The following is a 25,769-nucleotide window of genomic DNA, read 5'->3' as shown; positions in this document are numbered from 1 at the left end:
TAACCACACAAATGCCAATCTGACTGCTGTGAATTTAACTTTGAACGATCAATAGAACCTAGGAAGTATGAAAAAAATATTGCATTTGTCGGCAGATGAAAAGTTTATTGATATGGGCTTAAATGCTTTTGAAATGGCTTACCCTAAAAAAAACAGCCTATTACTTGTACAAAAACATAATACGATTAAACATGTTAAGTTTGAAAATAAAAAAATAATTAATAAACAAACTTTGGATAAAGCGTCGCGAAAAAGTGAATTTTGGACTGATGTAGATGTTGTCGTGTTTCATTCTTTATTTGTATATAAAGTGAATATTCCTAAAAATATTAAAGTCATTTGGTTGGGTTTTGGTTATGACTATTATGATTTTATTTTTGATAATGAATACGAGATGTTTAGTGATAAAACTCAGCAGATCATGAATGATAAAGCCATAAAGCCGGTTAAGGGGTTTATAGCTGAATTTAAAGGAATAATTAAGCGTTTGATATTTTCACAATATCGCTTAAAAAAACAAAAAATAAAAATGATGCAGCGAATTGATATATTTTGTCCTGTATTAACAAACGAGTATAAAGCTATTAAATGGCCCACAAAGCACAAACCAAAACTGATGGATTGGAATTATGGAACCATGCAGGATAACTGGGCAAAAGAGGGTAGCAGTGAACTTTGTGGAAAAAACATATTATTAGGCAACAGCGCAACGCTTTCTTGTAATCATCTAGATGGCATTGATTTGCTATCGCAGATTGATGCGCCTTTATCAAAACTCATTATACCTTTGAGCTACGGTAATAAAAATTATGGCGCTTTTATAAAAGAGTATGCCCATAAGCATTTTCCTGGAGATGTTTTAGCGCTTGACAGTTTTATGCCATTTGATGATTACACTCAACTTATTTCATCATGTTCGTGTGTTGTTATGCCGCATAAAAGGCAACAAGGTGTGGGTAACATTATTGTGTTACTAAATTTAGGCGCAAAAGTGTACCTAGATAAGAGCAATCTGTTGTATTCATTTTTAAAAGAACATGGCTTTTTTGTGTTTTGCTTAGAAGAGATTAGCTCTGCAGACTTTTTAGCTGAACTAACACCTGAGCAGATTTTAAATAACCAACAGCGTTTATTTGAGATCTGGGGAAGAGCTTCAATTATTGATAAAACAAAGAAGTTGGTTGAGTGCGCATTATAAACAATGTCGATTTGGCTTATTTAATGGCAAACATTATAGTAAAGGTTGGTTATGACTCCTAAAAAAATCGCAGCGTTTGCCTTAGGGCCGTTAGGAGGAGCACTTCTTAGTTTTATAACCCTGCCTGTCATCACATGGATTTTTTCACAACAAGACATTGGCCGTTTAGCCATGCTTAATGTAGTGATAAGCTTTAGCACTTTGCTGTTTAGCTTGGGATTAGATCAAGCTTACGTAAGGGAGTTTCACGAAACAAAAAGCAAACCCGCCTTATTTAAAGTGGCTATTTTACCAGGCTTAGTATTATTAACACTGACACTCAGTGTATTGCTGAGCATGGATAATATTATCTCTAGTTGGCTGTTTGATATAGATAGTCAGTTTTTAAGTTTGCTAGTTGCTTTGGTTATTTTGTCGAGTTTTATTTCGCGGTTTTTATCACTTATTTTACGCATGAATGAAAAGGGGTTAGCCTTTTCAATGAGTCAAGTGCTGCCAAAATTATTGCTGATTATCATTATCGGTAGCTACGTTGTTTTATCGGTTAATAACACAATTACAAACTTACTGTTAGCTAATGTTTCGGCTATTTTATTTGTTTGTGTAATTTTTGTTTGGAATACCCGTGATGAGTGGCTCAAGGGAATTTCTGAAAAAGTAAATTATGCTTATTTGATGCAGTTGTTGAGGTTTGGCATGCCACTTATTTTTGGAGGCTTGGCTTTTTGGGGGTTAACGGCAACCGATAAGATATTATTGAAGGAGTTATCTAACTTTGAGCAACTCGGTTTGTATTCTGTGGCGGTAAGCTTTGCTGCGTCAGCAACTATTTTTCAAAGTATTTTTTCAACTGTGTGGGCTCCGACTGTTTATAAGTGGGCTGCAAAAGGCGAGAACCTTGATAAAATAGCGAAGGTAAATCGCTTTGTCTTATTAGCTGTAATTGTGCTGTTTAGTCTGTCGGGACTGCTTTCATGGATAGTTACTTATATTCTTCCTGATGCTTATAAACCCGTTCAATGGATTTTACTTTCGTGCTTAGGATACCCATTACTCTATACGTTATCGGAGACAACGGTAGTAGGTATTGGGGTAACGCGTCGCTCTGGTTTTGCAATGCTGGCGGCATGTATTGCGTTTGTGATTAATTTGTTAGGTAACTGGTGGCTCATTCCTATTTATGGTGCTGCAGGAGCTGCTGTGAGCACCTGTGTATCCTTTTGGGTTTTCTTCATTATGAGAACTGAGTTTGCTAGTTATGTTTGGCGACCAATACCACGAAAAAGCATGTATTTGTATTCCACAGTATTAGTGTTTGGCGCTGTTTTAAATAGTTTATATGCACAAATGTTTAGTATTCAGTTTATGTTGTTTTGGTTTGTTATATTACTAAGTGTATTACTTTTTTTTAGAAGTGAGCTTTGGGAAATTAAATCTTTTGTATGTCGTAAAATGAGTCAGTAGGTTTTATTTACCTTGTACATTTAAATCAATTTATATGTTTGTAAATACTAACATACGTCACTGGCTGGTAATGTTAGTGGTTAAGTTTATTGAAGAGCGTACTTTTATACGAGATAATGACGCGGATGTTAAAGGGTTTAGTGTTTTTAAGTTAGATTAAACTGTGGACCAAGGAACCAATATATGAAAATAGGTAAAAATAAATGCTAGCAGAAATTAGATCATTATGGATAGGTGGGGCTTTATCTAGACTGGAAAGAGTGTGTTTGACCTCTTTTTTACGCGCAGGCCATAAAGTGTACCTATATACTTATGATGAAGTATTGAATATACCTGAGGGTGTTGAAGTACTTGATGCTAACCTAATATTACCTAAAGAAAAGATTTTTACATATGGTTCAGTAACCGGAAAAGGTAAAGGTAGCTACGCTGGATTTGCTAATCATTTTCGTTACGAAATGCTCTCAAAGTGCAGCAACACCTACTGGGTAGATATGGATGTAATTTGTTTATCTCCATTCTATATTGAAAACGACCTTGATTATGGCTTTGAAAATGAAAGTTATATCAATAATGCAGTGATCGGTACTAAAAAAGCGGGCAATAAATTATTCGCTAATTTAAGCAAGTACTGTAACAACCCGTTTGTATTTACTCGCTGGGATACGTTTAAGTTTTTAATTAGAAAGCTTATTGGTAGAACATGGGGGCGTTCTGACTTTTCTTATTTACCATGGGGAGTCACAGGTCCTAAGGCATTAACTGGTTTTGTAAAAAAAGATAACCTGTTAAATTATGCAGCCCCTATTGAGTGTTATTACCCGGTTGGCTCTAATGATTGGAAGCAGATTTTTTTCCCTTGTGAGCATGATGTTGATCTCAGTGGTGCCAAAGCGTTGCACTTGTGGAATGAGCAGCTAAGAAGAGATGGCTTAGATAAAAATACAGTGTTTGATAAACATTCATTATATGAGAAGTTAATTTCAGAGCTTGAGCTAGATAAATAGTGGCTCGATTTAAATGATTTACCTTATTCTTACGAGTATCGTTGCTCTTTTTTCATACTTGTCGGTAACTAAACGTGACTACAGCTTTATTGGATATTTAGTTGTGGTTACGCTCGCTTTATTTGCTGGTTTAAGGCATGAAGTGGGGGCTAAGCCTGATTGGGAGGTATACCATCAGGTTTTTTATGATGCGCCGGAGCACCTCTCTAATCTATTTGCCTATTTTGCAAATAATGCACGCTTGGAAAAGGGTTATTTACTATATAACTTTATAATTCACTCTATTTTTGACGATTTTAACTTTTTCTTAGTTTTTACCGCGTTGGTGACAATCGGTGTAACGTATAAAAGTGCTTCTATTTATACCCCAATGACGATCCTTTCTTTGTTATTGTACATGAGGTATGGGTACTTTCAGTTCAATATGATATTTTTGCGCCAAGGTATTGCTGTCGCAATTTTTTTATATTCCATTCAGTATATAAAATCCAGAAACGCAATTTATTATTATCTATTAAATGCGCTGGCTATTACATTTCACGTTAGTCTTATTGTGGTACTGCCTTTATACTTTTTTGTACATAAGCAATTTAGAGCGCGTACATTTTTATTTATATTAGCCAGTGCTGTGCTCTTACAAAGTATAAATATAATAAAAATTATTGCTGATTCGTTACCTAGCTCTAACGTCATCTTTTTCGCTTTTAAGTCGTATGTTGCCTCTGGTGAGGCTAAGCCATTCTCGTTCTCATTTGTTGAGAAACCATTGATGTTTTTTGCTTTATTATACTTTTATGATCGACTTGCAAAGCGTTTTGAATATTACCATGTATTTTTTAATTTAAGCTTTATAGGCTTAATATTTAGCATTCTACTGTTACAATTTGAAGACTTAAGTGACAGATTTGTGATTATATTTAACATTTCTAATATTGTATTGCTTACTTATTTAATGCGAATATTCAAAGGAATAGGTAAGCCCCTATATTTATTAGTGTTATCGCTAATTGTTATGTTTTTTGTTTTTACTATGACTAATTCAGAGCAATACACTCCTTACAACATTTTAGGTAAATTTTATTTTTAATGTGGTCACTAGTGGTACTAGTCGAAAACATTAAAATTAGCCTTATTTTTAATAAGTATGAAATTAAAAATGAAAAAAGAATTAGTTATATCAACAGTATATAGCCAGCTAGAAAAAGCAGTCTCTTTAGCTGAGGATTGTTACTTAAAAACAAATATTCGCTCAACTATTGTTTGTCAGCTTTTTGAAGTGGCGCATCAGAGTTTTGATAATAAGTGCGAACAAGCTTATTCAATTATTTACTCTTCAGATCGGGGTTTAGCTAGAAGCCGCATGTTAGGTGTTCTTTCATCTGATGCTGATTTAATTTGGTTAACGGATGATGATATTGAGGTAACTCCTGAGGGGGTAATTAAAGCCTTTGATAGGTTAGAAAACAGCGAAGATGACTTCATTACAACCAAATATGCAATGGATGAGACACAAGTTCGTAAGAAGTATTCACTTTCTGAGTTTGTTCATAATCGAATGAGCATTATGAGAGTTAGCTCAATTGAGATTTTTATCAAACGAGATAACGTCATTAATAAAGGTGTTGCCTTTGATACTCGATTTGGCCTCGGAGCTACTCATAAGTCAGGTGAAGAAAATATTTTTCTTGCTGATATTTTGAATAAGGGAGGTAAAGGATGCTTTGTGCCTATAATTACATCGATTCATCGAGAAATTACTTCTGGTGGGGACTTTAGTAATGATTTAGCTAATAGTGCTAAAGGGGCTATTTTTCGTAGAGTATTTGGGCTTTTTGGCGCCCCTTTATTGTTTGCTTTTTATGTTAAAAGGTTAATAAAAAAAGAAGTCCGGTTCACCGATTTTTTTTCAGCTTTAGTTTTTTCGGTTAAAGGTTTCTTTAAACTAAAATAATTTTTATGGAATTATAAATGAGTACAGGTATTCCAAAGGTTTCAATTATTACCGCAACCTATAATTCAGCTCTTTATATAGAAAGTGTATACAATGCAATAAAAGAGCAAAACTACCCGCATTGGGAGTGGTTAGTTACAGATGATTGTTCGACAGATTCATCGCTAGAAATTTTAGAAAATATAGCAAGGCATGATAATAGAGTCTCTGTCTTTAAAAATGCAGTTAATAGCGGTGCGGCTGTTAGTAGAAATGTCTCGCTAGCTAATGTAACTGGAGAGTTTATCGCTTTTGTCGATAGTGATGACTTATGGCTGCCAAATAAGTTAAATGAGCAGATTGCATTTATGCAAAATAACGATGCAATTAATTTTTCTTTTACTGCGTATGAACTTATCGATGGTGATAGTAAAAGACTTAATAAAGTGGTTGATGCTACGCAAGAACGTGCTTTTTCTTATGCTGATCAGCTATGTAAAAAAGCGACTATGGGGTGTTCAACAGTAATACTTAGGCGCAGTGCATTTAGCGACTTGTTCATGCCACTACTGAGAACTGGGCAAGATTATGCACTATGGTTAAAGCTTTTAAAAACTGGTAATAAAGCTTATTTATTCCCTAAAGTGTTAACTCAATACCGAATATTACCCGACTCGATATCTAGAAATAAGTTAAAAAAAATAATGCGTCAATGGAGTATTTATCGCGATATTGAAAACCTAAATATATTTTTAGCCGCTAAATGTTTTTGTTTTTATGCGTGGCGGGCAGTATTTCGAAAGTAACCTCTTTAATCTAGAGATTATATAAAAAAGTTATGGCTAAAGCGTGTATATTCTTTGAGGTTTAAACGCTAGAGCACTGTAAGTATAGGATAAATATAAAATGAAGATAGCTGTAGCTGGTACAGGTTATGTAGGCCTTTCAAATGCAATGTTGCTTGCGCAAAATAATGAGGTTATGGCGCTTGATATTGATGAGCATAAAGTTGAATTATTAAATAATCAGCAATCTCCGATCATTGATGAGCAAATTGAGCTTTTTCTAAAGCGTAAAGATCTAAATTTTACAGCAACCACAGATAAACTAGCTGCTTATGTTGATGCTGAGTATGTAATTATTTCTACTCCCACAGATTACGATCCACAAACCAATTACTTTAATACAAGCTCAGTTGAAGCTGTAATTGCTGACGTATTAGCTATAAACCCTGATGCGACAATGATTATTAAATCAACGGTGCCGGTTGGGTTTACTCAGTCTATTAAAGATAAGTTTAATTGTAATAATATTATCTTTTCGCCTGAGTTTTTACGTGAAGGTAAGGCGCTTTACGATAACCTGTATCCGTCACGTATTGTAGTGGGTGAGCAAAGCGAGCGAGCAGCAACTTTTGCAGGTTTACTTAAGCAAGGCGCTATAAAGCAAGACGTTGAGGTGTTATTTACCGACTCAACAGAAGCTGAAGCGATAAAGCTTTTCTCTAATACGTACTTAGCAATGCGAGTGGCTTACTTTAATGAACTTGATAGTTATGCTGAGGCACATGGGTTAAGTAGCAAACAAATAATTCAAGGGGTTGGTTTAGACCCTCGCATAGGTAACCATTACAATAACCCTTCATTTGGTTATGGTGGCTACTGCCTACCTAAAGATACCAAACAGTTATTAGCAAATTACAAAGATGTTCCTAACAACATTATAGGCGCCATTGTTGATGCGAATCGAACACGAAAAGATTTCATCGCGGAATCAATTATTAATCGTAAACCAAAGGTTGTCGGTGTTTATCGGTTAGTTATGAAGTCGGGTTCGGATAACTTTAGAGCCTCTGCCATTCAAGGTATTATGAAGCGCATTAAAGCAAAAGGAATTGAAGTTGTTGTTTTTGAACCCGTACTTGATGCTGATGAGTTTTATCATTCTCGGGTAATCAAAGATTTAAATGAATTTAAGCAGCTTTCAGATGTTATTTTATCAAACCGTATGGTTGATGAACTGGCTGATATTGCTGATAAAGTTTATACGCGTGATTTATTTGGTAGTGATTAAAATATCGTTTAAGGCTTAAGTATACGGGCTGCGAGCGACGGGCTGCGAGGTACGAGTTACGGGCGACGAGGAACGGGTTAAGTTTGACTGGTGTAGCAGCGGTTTTATTTCGTGTCTGGTTAAAGACAAAGGTTCTAGGTATAAGGTAGAGATTAAGCCAAGCACGGTGTTTGGATTAGACGTAGGTGGGGCTTTATGCCGCGCAGGTTTGGTTTATGTTCATGGGAGACGGGCGACGGGCCTAAAACCTAATAACGACGCGGGGTGAACCCGCTACTACAGATATTTAAAAACCTTGCGATATAACCGCAAGGTTTTTAAATATCTCGAACCTCGAACCTCGAACCTCGAATTTGTCTCCTCACTTCCCAATCTCAACCTTGACATCATCACCCAGTACTTCCCTATACTTTGTAGCGAGTGCATTTTTAGCGTCATCATCGCCGTGGACTATTTTTATATAGCGGGGCTTTTTGCGCATACCGGTTACAAATTTGATGAGACCTGCTTGATCAGCGTGGGCGCTGTAGCCGCTTATTGTGTGTATTTTGGCGTTAATATTCACCCTAGTATTACTTATCAACACATAACCATTTTTTGGGCCGTATGTTTGTATGTCCCGACCTAATGTTCCGCGCCCTTGGTAACCTACAAATAGTAAGTCGGTGGTTTCATCTGTTAAAAATCGCTCTAGGTAGTTAACTATTCGTCCGCCGGTGCACATACCGCTTGCAGCTAGGATAATTGCAGGTTTTTGGCGGGTGGCTAGATAATTTATTAACGCTAAGTGCTCGCTATGGGTATTTATTGTAGTGAGGTTTTCAAAGTCGAGAGGATGGCGGCCTTTGGCTACCTTTTGTTTTGCTTCTTCATCCCATAAATATTTAAATTTTCGATACTGCTGAGTAAAATTAGCCGCCATCGGGGAGTCGAGTATTACTTGTATTGTGCGCCAAGGTGAGTTTTTAGTTGAAGCATGAATTAGCTGTTCAAGTTCGTATAACAGCTCTTGTTTGCGGCCTATACTAAATGCAGGCACAAGCACGATACCGTTGTCGGCAACTGCGCGCTCAATCACAGCTTTTAAGGTTTGCGTACGTTGTTTTCGTCCTTGATGGTTTTTATCACCATAGGTTGACTCAATAACTAAGGTATCGGCTTTATAGGGCGCTTTAGGTGCGGGTAGTAAAGGCGTATAGGGCGCCCCTAAATCACCTGAAAATACGACCCGATGGCAGTTTTTAGCTTTACGAGTTGGTATGCTTATATCTATTTCAACATAAGCGGAGCCTAAAATGTGCCCTGCTCGTTGTAGACGGGCTTTGGCTATGTGTTCACCTTTGCAAGGAAGCTCAAACCAGGCTTTAAAATCAACTTCAATAATTTGCTGTTTAAGTAACCTTAGGCAGGTATCTATTATTTTTTGATCGCGTGTGACGCCCACTTTTAATGCATCTTCAATCACTAGTGGCAGTAAACTAGCCGATGCAATAGAGGTAAATATGGGTCCTTTAAAGCCAGCCATTAATAAGTAGGGGATTCGGCCAACATGATCGATGTGACAATGGGTGACGATCAGCGCGCGGACTGTATCTATATTAAATTCAATATTAAGATCATCAACAGAATCTTCACCTTGAAATAGTCCGCAGTCAATTAGAAAAGAGCTTTGATCGTTTATTATCAGCTGGTGGCACGAGCCTGTTACGCCATTTACCGCTCCGTGGTGAAGTATTTGCATTTTATGTCCTTATTGCTTGTTTAGTAGGCGGGGCTTTATGCCGCGCATTTTAATCTTTGTGCATAGGCCTAAACAACTTGCGCGAGGTAAACTCCCGCCTACAAATTTTCAATTGCATTTACAAACTTAGGCCTACGGGTATTATATTTTATTTCAAATAAATACAATCCCAAAATGGGTAATCACCAACGTTATTAACGATATTAGCTCTAAGTGGGTTTGCTACTATATAGCGCGCGTAGTTAATTAGGTCTTTTTCATCTCGGATCATATGATCGTAATAATCACTTTGCCAAAGCTTATTAATTTTGTGCTGATCTCGGGCAAGCTTAGCGCAGCGGCCTTTAAATAGTCTAATTAAAGCGCTTAAATGTAAGCTTACTTTTAATTGAAAAAGCCAATGTATATGGTCTGGCATTAAGACAAAAGCAACACTTTCACAAGCATCTTCTAATTCAAGTTTCTTAATTTCAAAAATTATTTTTCTATTGAGACCAAGGTCGTTTAATAATTTTTGTCTGTTATTAATGACTAGAGTTACGCAGTAATAGTGATTGGGAATTGAAATACGACCTTTCCTTAGGTTTTGTGATTTTTTCATTTTTATATCTTGTGGTTTTATAGGTAAATATAGCAGGCAATTAATAGTTTTGAATTTGAGCGGGTTGCCATAGCGAAAGTGCGCGAGGTAAACTCCCGCCTACGGGTAGGGTTAATATAGAGTTTTATTGTAGGCAGGGCTTTATGCTGCGCAGGTTGTTTGAAAAGTTGTGAAATTGCGCGGGGTAAGCTCCCGCCTTCGGGTAGGATTAATATAGAGTTTTATTGTAGGCAGGGCTTTATGCCGCGCAGGCTGTTTGAAATGTTGTGAAAATGCGCGGGGTGAACCCGCTGCTACAGGCATAAAAAAACCTTGCGATGTTAACCGCAAGGTTTTTAAATTTCTCGAACCTCGAACTTAGCTCTTAAAAGCGTCTTGTAGTGGTGGCACTACTTGCTTTTTACGGCTTAATACGCCGTCTAGCCATACTTTACCGTCTTCTGGTTTTTCACCATAAGCTTGCTCAACTAGGCTAGCATCGTCTGATGCAATTAGCATTTGTGAGCCTTCTTTCATAATGTCGGTCAGAAGTAAAAATACTGAATGACGACCGCCTTCTTCTTTAAGCTTCGCGATGTCGGCTTCAAGGTCGGCTTTAATCTCGTCAAATACCGCAAGGTCAATAACTTCTAACTGACCAATACCAACGAGGTTGCCGTTCATGTTAAAGTCTTTAAAGTCACGCATTACTAAGTCACGTACTGGCGTATCTTCAACGGCTGATTTAACGCGGAACATGTCCATGCCTAGTTCTTTAAAGTCTTCAATGCCTGCAATTTCTGCAAGTGCTTCAACACATTTAATATCGGCTGTGGTACAGGTTGGTGATTTAAAGATAACCGTGTCGCTTAAAATGGCGCAAAGCATAATGCCAGCAATGTCTTTAGGGATCTCAACGTTGTAGAAGTCATACATCATTTTAATAATGGTATTAGAACAACCAACAGGGCGGATCCAACACTCAAGCGGTGTTGATGAGGTTAAATCACCTAGTTTATGGTGATCAACCACGCCCACTACGCGAGCCTGATCAATATCGTCAGGTGCTTGGGTTTTTTCTGTGTGGTCTACAATATAAACGTCTTCGCCAGCGTAGCTAAGTTTTAGCTCAGGTGCTTCAAAACCGAATTTATCTAAAATAAATTGTGTTTCAGGTGAAACTTCACCTAGGCGAGTTGGGATTGCTGGTTCATCAATTTGGTTTTTTAAATAAGCCAGTGCAATTGCACCACATATTGAATCTGAATCTGGGATTTTATGGCCCACTACATACATTGACATGACTAAACTCCTTAAAATTTGCCGATATTCTAGCAAAGTCTTTGGATTTTAACATATAGACAGTGTAATTAAGTTTTGGTTACACTTTAAATCGATATTATTAATTGGAAGACCCACATGCAACTCGGCCGAAAAGGTTGGAACAATGTTATTATTTTTTCGATGTTGATTATGATCTTCTTTTTAAATGGGCTGCATAAAAACATAGGGAATGATGAAACACAGGCGCAATTGCAGCCACTACTTCCTCCTCAAAGTTTTGTATTAACACTTAAATTTATCGACCAAAAAATTGAGCGTATTGGCACTAGTTGGCGTACTACTGCTTTGCAAAAGAATGTACCGCTTAGCTGGCAAGGCTCAGAGCAGCAACTTAGTGAGCTAGTTTATTTATGGCAAAATACCGCGCTGATGACCACCATCACACCTGATGCGCTTGATATGAATAAGCCACTATCGGTAGCCACGCTTGAACTAGCCGGTGAGCCCCTATCTTGGGTGTACTTATTATTTGAGGCGAATGGTCAGTATTATCTATTCGATAAAACCAGTCAGCGATTATTGTTGCTAGATTTAACTACTGCAAAACAATTATTTCCAAGTTTTACCTTTTCATAAGTGAGTTTTATTAATGCCTGAATTACCAGAAGTAGAAGTTAGCCGTATGGGTATTACCCCCCATGTGCTAAACCAAGTTGTGACTAAGGTAAATATTCATAATGCCAGTATGCGCTGGCCTGTGCCAGATGAGGTGTATCAACTTGAGGGGTTAGTGGTTAGCTGTATTGAACGACGTGCAAAATACTTATTGTTAGAATGCGAGCTAGGCTCGGCTATATTGCATTTAGGTATGTCGGGTAACTTGCGGGTTGTGAACGCCAATGAGCCACTTAAAAAGCATGACCATGTTGAGTTTATTTTAGCGAATAATAAGGCGCTGCGTTTAAACGATCCACGTCGCTTTGGTTGCTGTTTATGGCAAGCACCCAATGAAGAGCATAAGTTACTTGCTAAATTAGGCCCCGAGCCACTCACCGATGACTTTTTTGCTAAACGTGTTTATGAGCAATCTCGTAATAAAAAAGTGCCTGTTAAGCAGTTTATTATGAATAACGCCGTGGTGGTGGGGGTCGGTAATATTTACGCTAACGAGTCGTTATTTAAAGCAGGTATCGATCCGCGAAAAGAAGCCGGTAAGGTCAGTTTAAAACGCTACCAAGCATTAATCCCAATTATAAAAGACACCCTAGCCGCAGCAATCACTCAAGGTGGCACAACGTTGAAAGACTTTGCCCAAAGTGACGGTAAGCCAGGCTACTTTGCGCAACAGCTATTAGTGTATGGTCGAAAAGGCCAGCCTTGTGTAAATTGCGACACAGCACTAACAGAAATTCGCCTAGGGCAACGCAGCACCGTTTTTTGTGAGGTGTGTCAGAAGTAATTAGGTGTTAGGTGTTAGGTATTAGGTGTTAGGTACTAGGAAAACCTCAAACCTATGGCGCTCTCTTTCCGCGAGGCGCCTCTGTGCACTCTGTGGCGCAAAAGTTTAAAGGTGTTAGGTAGAGATTAAGCCAAGCACGGTGTTTGGATTAAACTTAGGTGGGCCTTAATGTCGCGCAGGTGTTTGGTTAAAGGTAAAAGAGCAGGTTTAGGGTGTTAGGTAGACATTAAGCCACGTACATTGCAAGGGTTGAGCGTATGCGGGGCTTTATGCCGCGCATTAGGTGTTAGGTAGAGATTAAGAGCAAAATTTAAGGTTGTATTTTATTAAATAAAAACTAAGCTCAAAATATATCATTAAGGATAATAGATATGATGAATTTTGAAAGTTTAGAGGTATGGAAACGAGCTGCTCGATTAAGTGCAGATATATATAAAAATCCAACAATAACAAAAGATTTTGGTTTTCGAGATCAGTTAACACGCGCAGGATTGTCTGTACCTAGTAATATTGCTGAGGGAATGACACGAGATAGTGACAGAGAAAAAGTGCGTTTTTTAGATATTGCTCGTTCTTCTTTAGCTGAAGCTAGAACACAAATTTATATAGGTATTGATATAAACTATATTGATTCGAATGTCGGCCAACTTTGGTTGTGTGAAACATCTGAGTTATCAAAGATGCTATCGAGCTTAATCTCTAAAATTAAAGAACGAATCTGAGAGATTTAAATTGTTTAAGCTATTTTAATTGCCCATACTGATTTTATGGTTATTTTTGATAAAACCTAAAACCTAAAACCTAAAACCTAAAACCTAAAACCTAAAACCTAAAACCTAAAACCTAAAACCTAAAACCTAAAACCTAAAACCTAAAACTTTTTGCGGAAAAAACAACCGGCCGGTAGCAATGTAGTTTAAGTGCTGGTATACTCCCGCGTCTGCCACGTTGCGTTCTATGTCCTCATATAGTTTAGCCACTTGTGAGCGGCGAAAAAGTCTAAAACTCGAAGGGGTTGTAGCATACTTAGAGCGGTAGTTAATAATAACTACCTGTGGTTTTAATTGAAAAACATTGGATTTTTATAAATGAAAACGTTTGTTGCTAAACCAGAAACAGTAAAACGTGACTGGTACGTAGTTGACGCTGAAGATAAAACTTTAGGTCGCATCGCTACTGAAATCGCTCATCGCCTACGCGGTAAGCACAAAGCTGAGTACACACCACACGTAGATACTGGTGATTACATCATCGTTATCAACGCTGAGAAAGTTACTGTTACTGGTAACAAATTCAAAGATAAAGTGTACTACGCTCACTCTGGTTTCCCAGGTGGTCTTAAGTCTACTACTTTTGATAAACTTCAAGCTGCAAAGCCTGAAATGATCATCGAAAAAGCTGTTAAAGGCATGTTGCCACGTGGTCCTTTAGGCCGCGCTATGTTCCGCAAACTTAAAGTTTACGCGGGTACTGAGCATAACCATGCTGCACAACAGCCTCAGGTTCTAGACATTTAAGGAGCACTATCATGGCAAATCAATACTACGGTACAGGTCGTCGTAAAAGTTCAAGTGCTCGCGTATTCTTACGCCCAGGCACTGGTAACATCGTAATCAACAAGCGCTCTTTAGAAGAGTACTTTGGTCGCGAAACAGCACGCATGGTTGTTCGTCAAGCTCTTGAGCTTGTAGACATGACTGAAAAATTTGACCTTCACATCACCGTTGCCGGTGGTGGTACTACTGGTCAAGCTGGTGCTATCCGTCACGGTATCACTCGTGCACTTATGGAGTTTGACGAGTCACTACGTCCACAACTTCGTAAAGCAGGTTTCGTTACTCGTGATGCACGTAAAGTTGAACGTAAGAAAGTGGGTCTTAAGAAAGCGCGTAAGCGTCCACAGTTCTCAAAACGTTAATTTTTACGTTATCAAGAATTCAAAAACCCAGCTTATGCTGGGTTTTTTGTTTTTAGATTAAATAAAAGGTATTAGGAAGATAAAGGTATTAGGTATCAGGAAGACAAAGATCCAGAACAACCTAAAGCTCAAAACCTAACACCTAAAACCTAAAACCTAAAACCTTTCCCTTTACTACTAATGTCGACATTAGCTTGATCAGAATCGGCAAAGCATGCGTATTTATTGAACGAAAGCTTAAAAATGACCGACTAACGCAAAAAAAGTTAAATAATTATCGCAATTAGTTTAAATCCATCAGTTAATTGGTGAATTTTTTTGCTACAATTGGCGGGCAAATAAAGTGAATGAGTTTAATGTCGCCAAATTCAGTTGTTACTGTACTTAGTTGGTGAGATTGTACTTGTTTACAAATTGTTTTTACGGAAGCGATACTATAGTCATTTGGTTTCATACTCGAGCTTACTTAATCAACTATTTGAGCAAGTCAGGTTTATTCGAGCAGGAGGCTGTGAATAACCTTGTTTTAAGCAAGGGTTTTAATTATGATCGTTTCTCTTTTAAAATTCGAAAAATTAACCTGCTGTAACTGATGTTCTCAATATAGCAAGTGTTGAGAATCATAGTGGAGATAAGTGGATGAGCAATGCGCCTGTAGACAATGGCCGACGTCGCTTTTTAACCATAGCTACCTCTGTTGTTGGTGGTGTTGGTGCGGCTGGGGCTGCTGTTCCTTTTATTGCGTCTTGGAATCCAAGTGAGCGAGCTAAATCTGCGGGTGCGCCTGTAGAAGTAGATATCAGCAAACTTGAGCCAGGACAATTAATACGTGTCGAGTGGCGTGGTAAACCTGTATGGGTTGTATCACGGACCCCAAAAATGCTTGAGCAGATGAAAGAACATGAAGGTCAACTTCGTGATCCGCAATCGCAAGAGCCACAACAATTAGAATCATCAACCAATGATTTCCGTTCATTACGCCCAGAGATTTTTGTCGCTGTAGGTATTTGTACGCATTTGGGTTGTTCACCTAGCTTTTTACAAGGTGGCTTTGGTGAGAAAGTGGAAGGGACTGATGACGGTTTTTACTGTCCATGTCACGGTTCTAAGTTTGATATGGCTGGCCGTGTATTCCAATCGGTACCTGCACCATTAAATTTAGAAATTCCACCATATACTTTTCTTGATGAGACCACTATTTTAGTGGGCGAAGAACAAGGGGTGGCCTAATGTTTGGTAAAATTGTTGAGTGGATAGACGACCGTATCCCAATGACACGTGTTTGGAACATGCACATTGCACAGTATCCAGCACCGAAAAACTTTAACTTCTGGTACTTCTTCGGTTCTCTAGCTATGTTAGTACTAGTAAACCAAATACTTACAGGTATTTGGTTAACGATGAACTATGTACCATCTGCTGAAGGTGCATTTGCATCAGTAGAATACATCATGCGTGATGTAGAGTACGGTTGGTTATTACGTTATTTGCATTCAACGGGTGCATCTGCGTTTTTCATCGTTGTTTACATGCACATGTTCCGTGGCATGATCTACGGTTCTTACCAAAAACCACGTGAGTTACTGTGGTTATTCGGTATGTTCATTTTCTTAGCCCTAATGGCTGAAGCATTCATGGGTTATTTATTACCATGGGGCCAAATGTCGTTCTGGGGTGCACAGGTAATTATTTCATTATTCGGGGCTATCCCGGTTATTGGTGATGACTTAACACTGTGGATCCGTGGTGACTATGTAATTTCAGGTGCAACGCTTAACCGCTTCTTTGCATTACATGTAATTGCACTGCCATTGGTTATTGTTATCTTAGTATTTTTACACATTGTTGCACTACACGAAGTGGGTTCTAATAACCCAGACGGTATTGATAACAAACGTAAAAAAGGAACTGTGGCTGAAGAAGACAAGCCTAAGTTTAAGTTCCATGAATACTACACTGATAAAAAAGACATTATTGATGCGATTCCGTTCCACCCTTATTACACAGTAAAAGATATTGTGGGCGTAGTTGGTTTCTTAATCTTGTTCTGCTGGGTTGTGTTCTTTATGCCTGCTATGGGTGGTTTCTTCTTAGAAGCGCCAAACTTTGAAGCAGCTAACCCACTTAAAACACCAGAGCATATTTTCCCTGTTTGGTACTTCACGCCATTCTATGCAATCTTACGTGCAATCCCTGACAAACTAATGGGTGTTGCTGCAATGGGTGCATCAATTGTCGTGCTAGCATTATTACCTTGGATTGACCGTGGTTCGGTTCGCTCAGTTCGTTACCGTTGTGGTTTCCACAAATGGAACATTGCAGGTTTTGTTGTTACTTTCGTTCTTTTAGGTTGGGTTGGTGCTACACCACAAACTGATTTTAAAACGATTGTTTCGCAAGTCTGTACTGTGACTTACTTTATGTTCTTCGTACTGTTATTTGTTTACAGTAAGAATGAAAAAACTAAGCCATTGCCTGAGAGGTTAACGAAATGATGAAAAAGCTATTAATAGGTTTATTTGCTTTATCAGTAAACGTGTTACCTGCAATGGCGGCTGGCCCGTCAGTTCCTCTAATGGAAGCGGGTAACGATATATCTGATCAACCTTCTTTGCAGCGTGGCGCTAAGTTGTTCATGAACTACTGTCTTGGTTGTCACCAAATGCAGTATCAACGTTATGAACGTACTTTCCGTGACATTGGTATTCCAACAGAGATTGGTCAAGAGCAACTTATTTTTGATGGTTCAAAAGTGGGTGGTCATATCCTTAACGCTATGGCAAAAGAAGATGCTGCAAAATGGTTTGGTGCGGCTCCGCCGGATCTAACCAACGTTGCGCGTGTGCGTGGCAGTGATTGGATTTACACCTATTTAAAATCGTTTTACAAAGATGAATCTCGTCCGTTTGGCGTAAATAATACGTTATTCCCATCGGTGGGTATGCCACATGTTCTTCAAGAGTTGCAAGGTGTTCCTACTGCAATTACTGAAGAAGTAACAGTAGATGGTAAAACAACCACTCATATTACTGGTACAAAAACAGATGGTACGGGCGAATTAAGTGTAGATGAATATGACCAAGCAGTTCGTGATTTAACGAATTTCCTAGAGTATGTAGGTGAACCTACACGTCTCGAGTCGGAAGCGCTAGGTCTTAAGGTAATCGGATTTTTAATTATCCTATTTATCTTGGCATTTATGCTGAAGAAAGAATACTGGAGAGATGTTCATTAAGTTTGAACATATTTAAAGGTAATTTTGCAATAGGGGCTTAAGCCCCTATTGCTGTTTTAGTTATTTAATGGAGGTAGGCATGGCCGTAGCTGCCAATAAGCGCCCTGTAATGACCCTTTTTTCTGGTGCTAACTGTATGTATAGCCACCAAGTACGCATTGTACTTGCTGAAAAAGGTGTAAGTGTAGATATTCATATGGCTGAAAAGGATAACCTGCCAGAAGCACTTCACGAAATTAACCCTTACGGCACAGTGCCAACACTGATTGACCGTGAGCTTGGTTTATATCAGGCAAATATCATCATGGAATACCTTGATGAACGTTTTCCTCATCCTCCACTAATGCCTGTATATCCGGTCATGCGTGGTCGTAGTCGATTAATGATGCACCGTATTGATACTGATTGGTACAGCCTAGCTGAAAAAATCATTAACAACACATCTGATGCCGCGCAAGCTCGTAAAGAGCTGACAGAAGCATTACTTGCAATAGCACCAATCTTTAGTGAAGCGCCTTACTTTATGAGTGAAGAGTTTAGCTTAGTTGATTGTTACTTAGCACCACTATTATGGCGTTTACCAGAGTTTGGTATTGAGCTTAATGGTGCAGGCTCTAAAGAACTTAAAGAGTATATGATCCGTTTATTTGAACGTGAATCATTCCAAGCTTCTTTAACTGAAGCAGAGCGTGAGATCCGTTTATAATGACTTCTAATCGTCCTTATTTACTACGCGCTTTTTTTGATTGGATTGTTGATAACGAATGCACGCCACACTTAGTGGTTAATGCTGACTTTCCTGCAGTGCAAGTGCCAACACAGTTTGTCCAAGATGGCCAAATTGTATTGAACATAAGCCCTTCGGCGGTTACGCAGTTTTCGTTAGATAATACTCAGCTTAGCTTTAACGCGCGCTTTGGCGGCCAGCCAATGCAAGTGTACGTGCCTTTAGGGGCTGTACTTGCAATATATGCACGTGAAAATGGCGAAGGCACAGTCTTTACTGCAGATGAGTTTTTAGAGGACGAAGACGATTTTGCTCCAGAGCTTGAAAGTGTCGATTCATCACCTGAAATAGTTGATGAAACGCCAGCTCCCAAGCCTGAAAAGAAAAAAGGCTCACATTTACGCGTTATAAAATAGCCCGTAAATGTTAGAAAAAAACCGCTTAATAAGCGGTTTTTTTATGTCTGTATGAAAATATTAGGTTAAAGGTTAAAGGTTAAAGGTTAAAGGTTAAAGGTTAAAGGTTAAAGGTTAAAGGTTAAAGGTTAAAGGTTAAAGGTTAGAAAGGCTCACGAGCGACGAGCTGCGAGAAGCGAGCAACGGGCCTAGAGACTCGAATTAATCAGTTGGGCTAATGGTTACTGTTTTCTCATTTACTCCTCATTCACTTCTCTTTGTTCATATGCTTTTTAAGGCTGGTTTACCCGCGCATTTGATTGGCAATACGTTACGAGCTACAAGTTACGGGCCTAAAACCTAATACAGACGCGGGGTGAATCCGCTGCTACAGGTATAAAAAAACCTTGCGATGTTAACCGCAAGGTTTTTAAATTTCTCGAACCTCGAACCTCGAACCTCGAACCTCGAACCTCGAACCTCGAACCTGAGATTTTTACAAATACTCAAATACTTTAACTACCCGCTCTACGCCAGAGATGTTGCGAGCGATATTAACGGCTTGGTTTGCTTCAGCGTCAGATACTAGCCCCATTAAGTATACTTCGGCATTTTCAGTCACTACTTTTATATTATTACTGCTGATATTTTCAGCCGCTAGAAGCTGCGCTTTTACTTTTGAGGTTAACCATGAATCGTGTGTTTGCGTGGTGATTCCAATATTAGAGCCAATGCGAAGTTGGTTATGAATTTTGCGGATACCAGATAGGTTCTCAATGGTTTTAAACGCTTGGTTTTTCATTTCTTGGTTAGGCACTTGTCCTACCATTAAAACCACGCCATTTACGCTTATAACGCTGATATGAGCAAACTTGTTAAGGCGTTCATCTTCACTAATAGCAATGCTGGCTTTTATTTCAATGTTGTTGTCGTCTATTTGTGACCCAATGGTTCGTCTATCGTTAGCGGCAGTAACAGCACTGGCTGTACCGGCGACCACAGCAGCGGCACAGCCTTGTAATAACACAACAGTGCCTAAAATAATTAGGGAGCGTTTAAACATAATTTTCGTCCTGCGGGAAAAGGGTTAAATCCACCAACTCACTTAAACAGTGAAGGTTCACTAAATGCGATTCAATAATGCGACTCGGGCGTTTAGACGGCGTACGAATTTCTACATCGTTATGGCCAAGCAAGCCAACGAGTTCGCCGCCATCATCGCCTACCATTACTATGACCTTCATATCTTTGGTAAGTGCCGCTTCTACTGCAGAAATTATGTGTTTTTCATTACCATTAATGGCAAGTACCAATAATAAGTCACCTTGCTGAGCAAAGGCACGAACTTGGCGTGCAAAGGTATCGTGGTCATCTATTTGATTGCCTTGGCCTAAGTTAATATTTTCTTGTGAGAGAGCGATTGCAGGTAAGCAAGGGCGTTCTGTTTCGTAAAAATTTACCAGTACGCCTGCCATGTGTTGCGCCAGCATATGGCAATTTGCAGTACCGCAACAGATCAACTTATTCCCATTGATCAGGCTTTGTGCAATGGTAAATGCCGCTGATTCTAACGCGCTTGGCAACACTTCGCCTGCAGCTATTTGAACTTGAATACTTTCTTTAAAAATTTCTTTAATTGTATCTTGCATGGGTTACCAACAATTTATCTCTAATTCTGTGTGAGCTCACACCGGCTTTATTAAAAGGTAATTATTTTAGGCGTTAGCTAATGTTTAACTGTATGCTCAACATGAAGCTGTTGTAATCGTCTTATTTTTATACATCAGTTATTAAAATACGTTTTTCAGCCAGTTAATATGTAATGACGGTTCGCCTGTTATAGCTACGTAATCAATACGTAATGGCTGGTTTTTTAAGTTTTTAGCACCAAGGTAATGATAAATAGTGCGCTTTAACTTAGCTTGCTTTTGCGGACTTAGCGCATAATTAGCGCCGCCTTTTATGTTATTTTTACGAAACTTAACTTCAACAAACACTAAGGTGTCACCGTCTTTCATAATGACATCAAGTTCGCCGTAGGGGCAGTAGTAATTACGCTCAATCGCTTTTAAACCTTGCGCTTCTAAATACTTTTGCGCTTGGCGCTCATAATACTGGCCTTTTTCACGACTATTTTGCCACAGCTGTTTAAACCACGACATGTTAACCCCTTAGTTAATTATGGTTATGCCATCGTTTGCTGATTGCATAAATAGCGGTACAGGGCGTTGTGTTTTTAATTCCACAGGTTTTATACGGCGATTGCTGTACTGCGCCCATTGCAGTGAACGTTCAATATCACCGGCACTATTAATGGATAATTTACCGCTTAAGCCTGAAAAGTATTTATCGGGTGTAATGCTCAGCTGTCTAATATCATTTAACATGGCGACGGCATCGTAGGCCATGGCAAATAAACGTTGGCTAATATCAGCCTGTTCAGGCCATAAATCATTATATTGCTTACGTAGATTATGCTGCGTAATTTGTGAGTCTAACATCCAAGGAAGTTCGGTAAAGTAAAGCCCATCTAAATCGCCTTTGTCAGTGGTATCTATTTGCTTACTATGACTTTTAGAGCTGGCGTAAATAGGGATTCTGTCGGCAAAGGTGCTTACGTTAACATCCAGATAAGGCTTAATTAATCGGGTCTCTATGGCGTCACCTAATATATAAATTGCATCAATATCGCCACGTGAACGGGTTTCACTTTCGACTTCTTTATTAAAGAGTGTTTTAACCGATTTAATACGCTCTTTTGATTTATCAACTTCTAGCAAGCTGGTAATGGTATTGGGCATATCTTTATTGTCGTTGTAAAAGCCAACTTGTGTGGTTGTTTCACTATAGCGTTGCCATTGCAGATTAAAGTAGTCAATTAAGCGCTGACCATTGGTATTATTTGGCGCTAGCAACATAGGTTTTTGATAACCTTGCGCTAAAAAGTGCTCTAGAGTTTGTTGTACTTCATGCTCAGGATTAAGCGCAAAAAAGTAGTGTTGCAGAGAGGTTCTTTCACCATCAAAAGTATTTAAATGTAAGGTGGGTATATCGAGTAATGTATTGGTATTCGCGAGTTTATCTATATTGGTTTTTAATAATGGGCCAATAACAAAGTCTGGTTGTAATTGCGCAATTTGCGCGCTCAACGCTTCTGTTTCGCTATTTTCATCAATAAACAGCGTTTCGCTAATCTCTTTTTTATCAAGTGCAGCCAGTATGCCTGCTTTTAATGCATCCCCTAAGCGCTTGTTAGCACCTGACTGAGGTAATAGCACAACTAAGCGTTCAATATTCAGTGGTGCTAATTCATTGGCGTAGGTATCTTGTTTTGGTAGAACATTGGTACCAGGGTGCCCAAGGTAACGGCGGCGCCAATTATTAATCGCTTGGTCTAAATCAACAGAGCTGTTGGCATAAACCTGATGATACAAAGCTAAGTTAACCCAGCCTTGTTGAATAACCGAGCCACGGTTAAATCGCTCTAATGCATACGAAGAAAGCTGCTTTAAATTATGCCAAAGTGCGTCATTAAGTTTAGGGATAGAAATATTATTTTTTGCTACCGATTCAGAGGCAGCAAAAAAGTAACGAGCTGCACGTTTTGGTAAGTCTTGCGATGCAAAAATGCTGGCAGTTAAAAACTGGTGCCAAGCAAAATGTTCAGGTTGCTTAAGTTGCCCCTCCAGCGTGTTTAGTACCTCAAGTGCTTGCTGATTTTTATTTTGCTCTTTTTGCGCAAAGGCAATGTATAAACGATTTTGAATTTGATCAACACTGGCGGTAAGTGCAAGTTCCGTGCATATTTTTTCGAGAAGTGGCCAGTTTTCTTCTGTAATTGCGCTATCACGAGCACTATAAAGCAGCTGGATTTTATCAGCGCCATAGCGGTTTTGCGCTAATAGGTAAATAGATTGCGCATTCAGTGCTTCATTTTTCAGCGTATTGGCACTGTTACTTAAGTTATCGCTGGTTTTAGTTGGTTTTTCGGTTGTGCTACACGCCGATAACCCTGACAATATAATTAATAGACTAACTAGTTTAAGTCGCACAATGATTTCCCATACGTTAACGCGATTTGCTTATATTACTGACTGACGCAGGAGACCTCAATGTTAAATGAGGAGAATTCACAGAAAATTGGCACTCTTTACGTTGTTGCCACCCCAATCGGCAATTATGACGACTTAAGTCAGCGTGCAATCGCGACATTATCGCAGGTTGACTTAATCGCGGCTGAAGACACTCGCCATACAGGTAAGCTACTTAGCCACTTTGGTATTAAGGCTAAAACCTTTGCGTTACATGACCATAACGAAAAGCAAAAAGCGCAGCAAATTATCGACCAACTTAATCAAGGGTTAAATATTGCACTGGTCTCTGATGCCGGCACGCCGCTTATAAGCGATCCTGGCTATGCGGTGGTTAACTTATGTCGTGAGCAAGGCGCAAGTGTAACACCCGTACCTGGTGCATGTGCTGCTATTACAGCGGTATGTTGTTCTGGGTTACCTACTGATCGTTTTCAATTTATTGGTTTTACACCTGCTAAAAGTAAAGCACGCCAAGACTTTTTTATAGATGCGGTTAACTCAAGTATTACCAGTATTATGTATGAAAGTACCCATCGTATTATGGCAAGCCTTGACGATTTAGAAGCAGCGCTAGGTAGTGAGCAGCAGGTGGTATTTGCCAAAGAGCTAACTAAAACCTTTGAAACCTTTTTTAATGGCACAGTGAGTGAGTTAAAGCAGTTTTTAACTGACGATCCAACTAAACAACGCGGCGAAATAGTACTCATGTTGCCAGGGAAAGCTAAGGTAGTTGACGATATTCCACCAGAAGCTCGTAAAATGTTAGCGTTACTCGAAAACGAAATGCCAATGAAAAAAGCGTGTGGTGTAGTAGCCGATTACTTCGGTATGAAAAAAAACGCGCTGTATAAAACAATTATTGAAGAAAAACAGTAAATGTTTACTGCGTAGTGCGGTGCTCTCATGTATACTGCGCGCCGAGTTAGCCAAGATAATCGCTGCCTGTGACGAAAATGATCAGGGGGAGGAAAGTCCGGGCTCCACAGGGCAGAGTGCCAGTTAACGGCTGGGGGGCGTGAGCCCACGACAAGTGCAGCAGAGAGAAGACCGCCAATCTTCGGATTGGTAAGGGTGAAAGGGTGCGGTAAGAGCGCACCGGGCCGCTAGTAATAGTCGGTTGCAAGGTAAACTCCACTCGGAGCAAGACCAAATAGGGTTCCTTATGGCGTGGCCCACGTTGGAACCGGGTAGGTTGCTTGAGCCATAGAGCGATTTATGGCCTAGACGAATGATTATCACTTTCTTCGGAAAGGACAGAACCCGGCTTATATGGCTAACTCACTCATTCAATAAAAAAGCCCGCAGTTAACGCTGCGGGCTTTTTTGTGTTTGAGACAAGCTGTCAGGTTCCTGGCGGCGAGCTTCGGGTTGCGGGCTTAAAACCTAAACTCGACGCGAGACTAACTATCGCCTTCAGGCATAAAAAACCTTGTAATGTTAACCGCAAGGCTTTTAAATTTCTCGAACCTCGAACCTCGAACCTCGAACCTCGAACCTCGAACCTCGAACCTCGAACCTCGAACCTCGAACCTATCTATATAATATTTTTACCCTGCTCCGGATCGCGCGATTCATCGGCTTGCTCGCGAATATCATCCGTATCACTGCTTACATCATCAATACTGTGTTCATGCTCTGTGGTTTTATGTTTTTGAGTATGTGGTTTCTCTTTAGTTTTTTCTGTTGTCTCTGTTTTAGCTTCGCTTGCTGTGGGGTAAATATCTTCACCTTGGCTATTGAGTAATACACGCTCTCTAGCATCGTCAGGCATACTTATATTATGTTGCGTAAAACTGTTAATTAACTCTCGCATTAGCTGTGAGGCTACTTTAACAATGCTGTATTGTTCGCCGTTGACCCAAAAGTAAACAGTAAAATTGATAGTGGCGGAGCCTAAGTTATCAACCAATACTTGGGGAGGTGGATCGCTAAGCACAGAGTTTTGATTTTTTATAACGCTAATAGCAAGACTTTGTGCGCCGCGAATGTCATTATCGTAGCCAATACCGATTGTGAAATGACCGCGCATCTTTGGATTAGCGGTTAAGTTTTTAATGGTATTTTTATACACAGTCGCATTGGGTATTTGAATATGATTGCCATCGTAGTCAACTAAAGTGGTTGCTCTTGCAGTTACTTTTTTAACAATGCCTATTCTACCATCGACTTCTATTACATCATCAATTTTAAATGGACGTTGTACACTCAAAAGTAAACTGGCAATAAAGTTCTCAGCAATATCCCGAAAGGCAAACCCTAAAATAAGCCCTATTAACCCAGTGCCACTCATAATAGCGACCGCGAATTCAGTCAAGCCAGCCAAACGTAAAAATAGGTAAAACCCGAGTAAAATAATTAAGGTACTAATGCCACGCCTAGCAACTAGGTGTACTAATTTACTGTTGGTCATGTAAGTAACGGGCTTTATTAACAAGCGTGATAATGGGGTGGCGATTAAATAACTAATCACCAAAATAATAATCCCTAAAAACAAAGTGGGCAGTAATTGCACGAATGAGTGTAGTAATTGCATGCTTTGCTCTTTTAAAAAGCCCCATGAAACCGAGTTTGGTTGAACAGTGTCGATTGCGGGAATAGATGCGTTATTAGCGAGTGTTGCAATTAAAGCGCTTAGCATAGGAGCCATCCATGTTAGGTTGGATT

26 protein-coding genes and 1 other RNA gene are annotated in these 25,769 nt (G+C 39.3%); 19 read left to right on the top strand and 8 right to left on the bottom strand.

Annotated elements, in window-relative coordinates; all coding sequences use genetic code 11:
- Positions 1 to 67 precede the first annotated feature (67 nt).
- The 7 genes from ACZ5WS_RS01215 (at position 68) to ACZ5WS_RS01185 (ending at position 7,672) form a co-directional block, all read left to right on the top strand.
- Positions 68 to 1,198, top strand: coding sequence for a TDP-N-acetylfucosamine:lipid II N-acetylfucosaminyltransferase family protein (locus ACZ5WS_RS01215; RefSeq protein ID WP_464710133.1), 1,131 nt, complete (start codon positions 68 to 70; stop codon positions 1,196 to 1,198).
- 51 nt (positions 1,199 to 1,249) lie between these two features.
- Positions 1,250 to 2,662: an oligosaccharide flippase family protein gene (locus ACZ5WS_RS01210; protein WP_138609451.1), complete on the top strand. Its 1,413-nt coding sequence runs from the start codon at positions 1,250 to 1,252 to the stop codon at positions 2,660 to 2,662.
- Positions 2,663 to 2,928: 266 nt separating this feature from the next.
- Positions 2,929 to 3,669: a hypothetical protein gene (locus ACZ5WS_RS01205; protein WP_138609453.1), complete on the top strand. Its 741-nt coding sequence runs from the start codon at positions 2,929 to 2,931 to the stop codon at positions 3,667 to 3,669.
- A 13-nt stretch (positions 3,670 to 3,682) separates the two neighbouring features.
- Positions 3,683 to 4,756, top strand: a complete 1,074-nt coding sequence (locus ACZ5WS_RS01200) for an EpsG family protein (protein ID WP_138609455.1) — start codon at positions 3,683 to 3,685, stop codon at positions 4,754 to 4,756.
- Between the two features lie 69 nt (positions 4,757 to 4,825).
- Positions 4,826 to 5,620 carry a glycosyltransferase gene (locus ACZ5WS_RS01195; protein ID WP_138609457.1) on the top strand — a complete coding sequence of 265 codons (795 nt, stop codon included), beginning with the start codon at positions 4,826 to 4,828 and terminating at the stop codon, positions 5,618 to 5,620.
- Between the two features lie 17 nt (positions 5,621 to 5,637).
- Positions 5,638 to 6,405, top strand: a complete 768-nt coding sequence (locus ACZ5WS_RS01190; RefSeq protein WP_138609459.1) for a glycosyltransferase family 2 protein — start codon at positions 5,638 to 5,640, stop codon at positions 6,403 to 6,405.
- Positions 6,406 to 6,505: 100 nt separating this feature from the next.
- Positions 6,506 to 7,672, top strand: coding sequence for a nucleotide sugar dehydrogenase (locus ACZ5WS_RS01185; RefSeq protein WP_290168996.1), 1,167 nt, complete (start codon positions 6,506 to 6,508; stop codon positions 7,670 to 7,672).
- 361 nt (positions 7,673 to 8,033) lie between these two features.
- On the opposite strand, the gene ACZ5WS_RS01180 is transcribed toward ACZ5WS_RS01185, so the two are convergent.
- The 3 genes from ACZ5WS_RS01180 to ACZ5WS_RS01170 form a co-directional block, all read right to left on the bottom strand.
- Entirely contained in the window at positions 8,034 to 9,413 is a 1,380-nt protein-coding gene (locus tag ACZ5WS_RS01180; RefSeq protein ID WP_464710124.1) for an MBL fold metallo-hydrolase RNA specificity domain-containing protein, read from the bottom strand.
- Positions 9,414 to 9,561: 148 nt separating this feature from the next.
- On the bottom strand, positions 9,562 to 10,014 hold the full coding sequence (locus ACZ5WS_RS01175) for an REP-associated tyrosine transposase (protein WP_290168992.1): 453 nt from the start codon (positions 10,012 to 10,014) through the stop codon (positions 9,562 to 9,564).
- 357 nt (positions 10,015 to 10,371) lie between these two features.
- On the bottom strand, positions 10,372 to 11,295 hold the full coding sequence (locus ACZ5WS_RS01170; protein ID WP_013464036.1) for a manganese-dependent inorganic pyrophosphatase: 924 nt from the start codon (positions 11,293 to 11,295) through the stop codon (positions 10,372 to 10,374).
- A 117-nt stretch (positions 11,296 to 11,412) separates the two neighbouring features.
- Here ACZ5WS_RS01170 and ACZ5WS_RS01165 point away from each other — a divergent pair, with 117 nt between their 5' ends.
- The 10 genes from ACZ5WS_RS01165 (at position 11,413) to ACZ5WS_RS01120 (ending at position 19,032) form a co-directional block, all read left to right on the top strand.
- Positions 11,413 to 11,913, top strand: a complete 501-nt coding sequence (locus ACZ5WS_RS01165; protein ID WP_464710120.1) for a hypothetical protein — start codon at positions 11,413 to 11,415, stop codon at positions 11,911 to 11,913.
- Positions 11,914 to 11,926: 13 nt separating this feature from the next.
- A complete protein-coding gene (gene mutM, locus ACZ5WS_RS01160) occupies positions 11,927 to 12,736 on the top strand; it encodes a bifunctional DNA-formamidopyrimidine glycosylase/DNA-(apurinic or apyrimidinic site) lyase (protein WP_464710117.1) in 810 nt (269 codons plus the stop codon).
- 374 nt (positions 12,737 to 13,110) lie between these two features.
- Positions 13,111 to 13,458, top strand: coding sequence for a four helix bundle protein (locus ACZ5WS_RS01155; RefSeq protein WP_075170549.1), 348 nt, complete (start codon positions 13,111 to 13,113; stop codon positions 13,456 to 13,458).
- A gap of 366 nt (positions 13,459 to 13,824) precedes the next feature.
- On the top strand, positions 13,825 to 14,253 hold the full coding sequence (gene rplM / locus ACZ5WS_RS01150; protein ID WP_008110876.1) for a 50S ribosomal protein L13: 429 nt from the start codon (positions 13,825 to 13,827) through the stop codon (positions 14,251 to 14,253).
- 8 nt (positions 14,254 to 14,261) lie between these two features.
- On the top strand, positions 14,262 to 14,654 hold the full coding sequence (gene rpsI, locus ACZ5WS_RS01145; protein ID WP_024600778.1) for a 30S ribosomal protein S9: 393 nt from the start codon (positions 14,262 to 14,264) through the stop codon (positions 14,652 to 14,654).
- A gap of 639 nt (positions 14,655 to 15,293) precedes the next feature.
- Entirely contained in the window at positions 15,294 to 15,884 is a 591-nt protein-coding gene (petA, locus tag ACZ5WS_RS01140; RefSeq protein ID WP_010390661.1) for a ubiquinol-cytochrome c reductase iron-sulfur subunit, read from the top strand.
- Positions 15,884 to 17,149, top strand: coding sequence for a cytochrome b (locus tag ACZ5WS_RS01135; RefSeq protein WP_010390662.1), 1,266 nt, complete (start codon positions 15,884 to 15,886; stop codon positions 17,147 to 17,149). Before petA ends, ACZ5WS_RS01135 begins: the two co-directional genes overlap by 1 nt.
- On the top strand, positions 17,146 to 17,889 hold the full coding sequence (locus ACZ5WS_RS01130) for a cytochrome c1 (protein ID WP_041709186.1): 744 nt from the start codon (positions 17,146 to 17,148) through the stop codon (positions 17,887 to 17,889). The genes ACZ5WS_RS01135 and ACZ5WS_RS01130 overlap by 4 nt, the downstream gene beginning before the upstream one ends.
- A 79-nt stretch (positions 17,890 to 17,968) precedes the next feature.
- Positions 17,969 to 18,595, top strand: a complete 627-nt coding sequence (gene sspA, locus ACZ5WS_RS01125) for a stringent starvation protein SspA (protein WP_008110861.1) — start codon at positions 17,969 to 17,971, stop codon at positions 18,593 to 18,595.
- Positions 18,595 to 19,032: a ClpXP protease specificity-enhancing factor gene (locus tag ACZ5WS_RS01120; RefSeq protein ID WP_008110860.1), complete on the top strand. Its 438-nt coding sequence runs from the start codon at positions 18,595 to 18,597 to the stop codon at positions 19,030 to 19,032. Before sspA ends, ACZ5WS_RS01120 begins: the two co-directional genes overlap by 1 nt.
- 475 nt (positions 19,033 to 19,507) lie before the next feature.
- On the opposite strand, the gene dolP is transcribed toward ACZ5WS_RS01120, so the two are convergent.
- The 4 genes from dolP to ACZ5WS_RS01100 all read right to left on the bottom strand — a co-directional run bounded on the left by dolP (position 19,508) and on the right by ACZ5WS_RS01100 (position 23,063).
- Entirely contained in the window at positions 19,508 to 20,074 is a 567-nt protein-coding gene (dolP, locus tag ACZ5WS_RS01115; RefSeq protein ID WP_008468380.1) for a division/outer membrane stress-associated lipid-binding lipoprotein, read from the bottom strand.
- A complete protein-coding gene (locus tag ACZ5WS_RS01110; protein ID WP_008110721.1) occupies positions 20,067 to 20,660 on the bottom strand; it encodes an SIS domain-containing protein in 594 nt (197 codons plus the stop codon). The genes dolP and ACZ5WS_RS01110 overlap by 8 nt, the downstream gene beginning before the upstream one ends.
- A 141-nt stretch (positions 20,661 to 20,801) precedes the next feature.
- Entirely contained in the window at positions 20,802 to 21,173 is a 372-nt protein-coding gene (locus tag ACZ5WS_RS01105; RefSeq protein ID WP_008110719.1) for a YraN family protein, read from the bottom strand.
- A gap of 9 nt (positions 21,174 to 21,182) precedes the next feature.
- The gene (locus ACZ5WS_RS01100) at positions 21,183 to 23,063 is read right to left on the bottom strand and encodes a penicillin-binding protein activator (RefSeq protein ID WP_464710105.1); all 1,881 of its coding nucleotides are present in this window, start codon (positions 23,061 to 23,063) and stop codon (positions 21,183 to 21,185) included.
- A gap of 60 nt (positions 23,064 to 23,123) precedes the next feature.
- Here ACZ5WS_RS01100 and rsmI point away from each other — a divergent pair, with 60 nt between their 5' ends.
- Positions 23,124 to 23,981 (top strand): 16S rRNA (cytidine(1402)-2'-O)-methyltransferase, encoded by an 858-nt coding sequence (gene rsmI, locus ACZ5WS_RS01095; protein ID WP_010390670.1) that lies wholly within the window; start codon positions 23,124 to 23,126, stop codon positions 23,979 to 23,981.
- Between the two features lie 43 nt (positions 23,982 to 24,024).
- Positions 24,025 to 24,389: RNase P RNA component class A (gene rnpB / locus ACZ5WS_RS01090), an RNA gene on the top strand.
- Between the two features lie 250 nt (positions 24,390 to 24,639).
- On the opposite strand, the gene ACZ5WS_RS01085 is transcribed toward rnpB, so the two are convergent.
- Positions 24,640 to 25,743 carry a mechanosensitive ion channel family protein gene (locus tag ACZ5WS_RS01085; RefSeq protein WP_464710101.1) on the bottom strand — a complete coding sequence of 368 codons (1,104 nt, stop codon included), beginning with the start codon at positions 25,741 to 25,743 and terminating at the stop codon, positions 24,640 to 24,642.
- Positions 25,744 to 25,769: the final 26 nt, after the last annotated feature.

Source organism: Pseudoalteromonas sp. 11L1 (assembly GCF_055397545.1).
This window is presented reverse-complemented; position numbering and strand designations above follow the sequence as displayed.

Bases quoted from the DNA above. Each gene is read 5' to 3' on its own strand.
- ACZ5WS_RS01215 (WP_464710133.1), top strand. From the start codon at position 68: ATGAAAAAAATATTGCATTTGTCGGCAGATGAAAAGTTTATTGATATG.
- ACZ5WS_RS01210 (WP_138609451.1), top strand. From the start codon at position 1,250: ATGACTCCTAAAAAAATCGCAGCGTTTGCCTTAGGGCCGTTAGGAGGA.
- ACZ5WS_RS01200 (WP_138609455.1), top strand. From the start codon at position 3,683: ATGATTTACCTTATTCTTACGAGTATCGTTGCTCTTTTTTCATACTTG.
- ACZ5WS_RS01195 (WP_138609457.1), top strand. From the start codon at position 4,826: ATGAAAAAAGAATTAGTTATATCAACAGTATATAGCCAGCTAGAAAAA.
- ACZ5WS_RS01190 (WP_138609459.1), top strand. From the start codon at position 5,638: ATGAGTACAGGTATTCCAAAGGTTTCAATTATTACCGCAACCTATAAT.
- ACZ5WS_RS01185 (WP_290168996.1), top strand. From the start codon at position 6,506: ATGAAGATAGCTGTAGCTGGTACAGGTTATGTAGGCCTTTCAAATGCA.
- ACZ5WS_RS01180 (WP_464710124.1), bottom strand. From the start codon at position 9,413: ATGCAAATACTTCACCACGGAGCGGTAAATGGCGTAACAGGCTCGTGC.
- ACZ5WS_RS01175 (WP_290168992.1), bottom strand. From the start codon at position 10,014: ATGAAAAAATCACAAAACCTAAGGAAAGGTCGTATTTCAATTCCCAAT.
- ACZ5WS_RS01170 (WP_013464036.1), bottom strand. From the start codon at position 11,295: ATGTCAATGTATGTAGTGGGCCATAAAATCCCAGATTCAGATTCAATA.
- ACZ5WS_RS01165 (WP_464710120.1), top strand. From the start codon at position 11,413: ATGCAACTCGGCCGAAAAGGTTGGAACAATGTTATTATTTTTTCGATG.
- mutM (WP_464710117.1), top strand. From the start codon at position 11,927: ATGCCTGAATTACCAGAAGTAGAAGTTAGCCGTATGGGTATTACCCCC.
- ACZ5WS_RS01155 (WP_075170549.1), top strand. From the start codon at position 13,111: ATGAATTTTGAAAGTTTAGAGGTATGGAAACGAGCTGCTCGATTAAGT.
- rplM (WP_008110876.1), top strand. From the start codon at position 13,825: ATGAAAACGTTTGTTGCTAAACCAGAAACAGTAAAACGTGACTGGTAC.
- petA (WP_010390661.1), top strand. From the start codon at position 15,294: ATGAGCAATGCGCCTGTAGACAATGGCCGACGTCGCTTTTTAACCATA.
- ACZ5WS_RS01135 (WP_010390662.1), top strand. From the start codon at position 15,884: ATGTTTGGTAAAATTGTTGAGTGGATAGACGACCGTATCCCAATGACA.
- ACZ5WS_RS01130 (WP_041709186.1), top strand. From the start codon at position 17,146: ATGATGAAAAAGCTATTAATAGGTTTATTTGCTTTATCAGTAAACGTG.
- sspA (WP_008110861.1), top strand. From the start codon at position 17,969: ATGGCCGTAGCTGCCAATAAGCGCCCTGTAATGACCCTTTTTTCTGGT.
- ACZ5WS_RS01120 (WP_008110860.1), top strand. From the start codon at position 18,595: ATGACTTCTAATCGTCCTTATTTACTACGCGCTTTTTTTGATTGGATT.
- dolP (WP_008468380.1), bottom strand. From the start codon at position 20,074: ATGTTTAAACGCTCCCTAATTATTTTAGGCACTGTTGTGTTATTACAA.
- ACZ5WS_RS01110 (WP_008110721.1), bottom strand. From the start codon at position 20,660: ATGCAAGATACAATTAAAGAAATTTTTAAAGAAAGTATTCAAGTTCAA.
- ACZ5WS_RS01105 (WP_008110719.1), bottom strand. From the start codon at position 21,173: ATGTCGTGGTTTAAACAGCTGTGGCAAAATAGTCGTGAAAAAGGCCAG.
- rsmI (WP_010390670.1), top strand. From the start codon at position 23,124: ATGTTAAATGAGGAGAATTCACAGAAAATTGGCACTCTTTACGTTGTT.
- ACZ5WS_RS01085 (WP_464710101.1), bottom strand. From the start codon at position 25,743: ATGCTAAGCGCTTTAATTGCAACACTCGCTAATAACGCATCTATTCCC.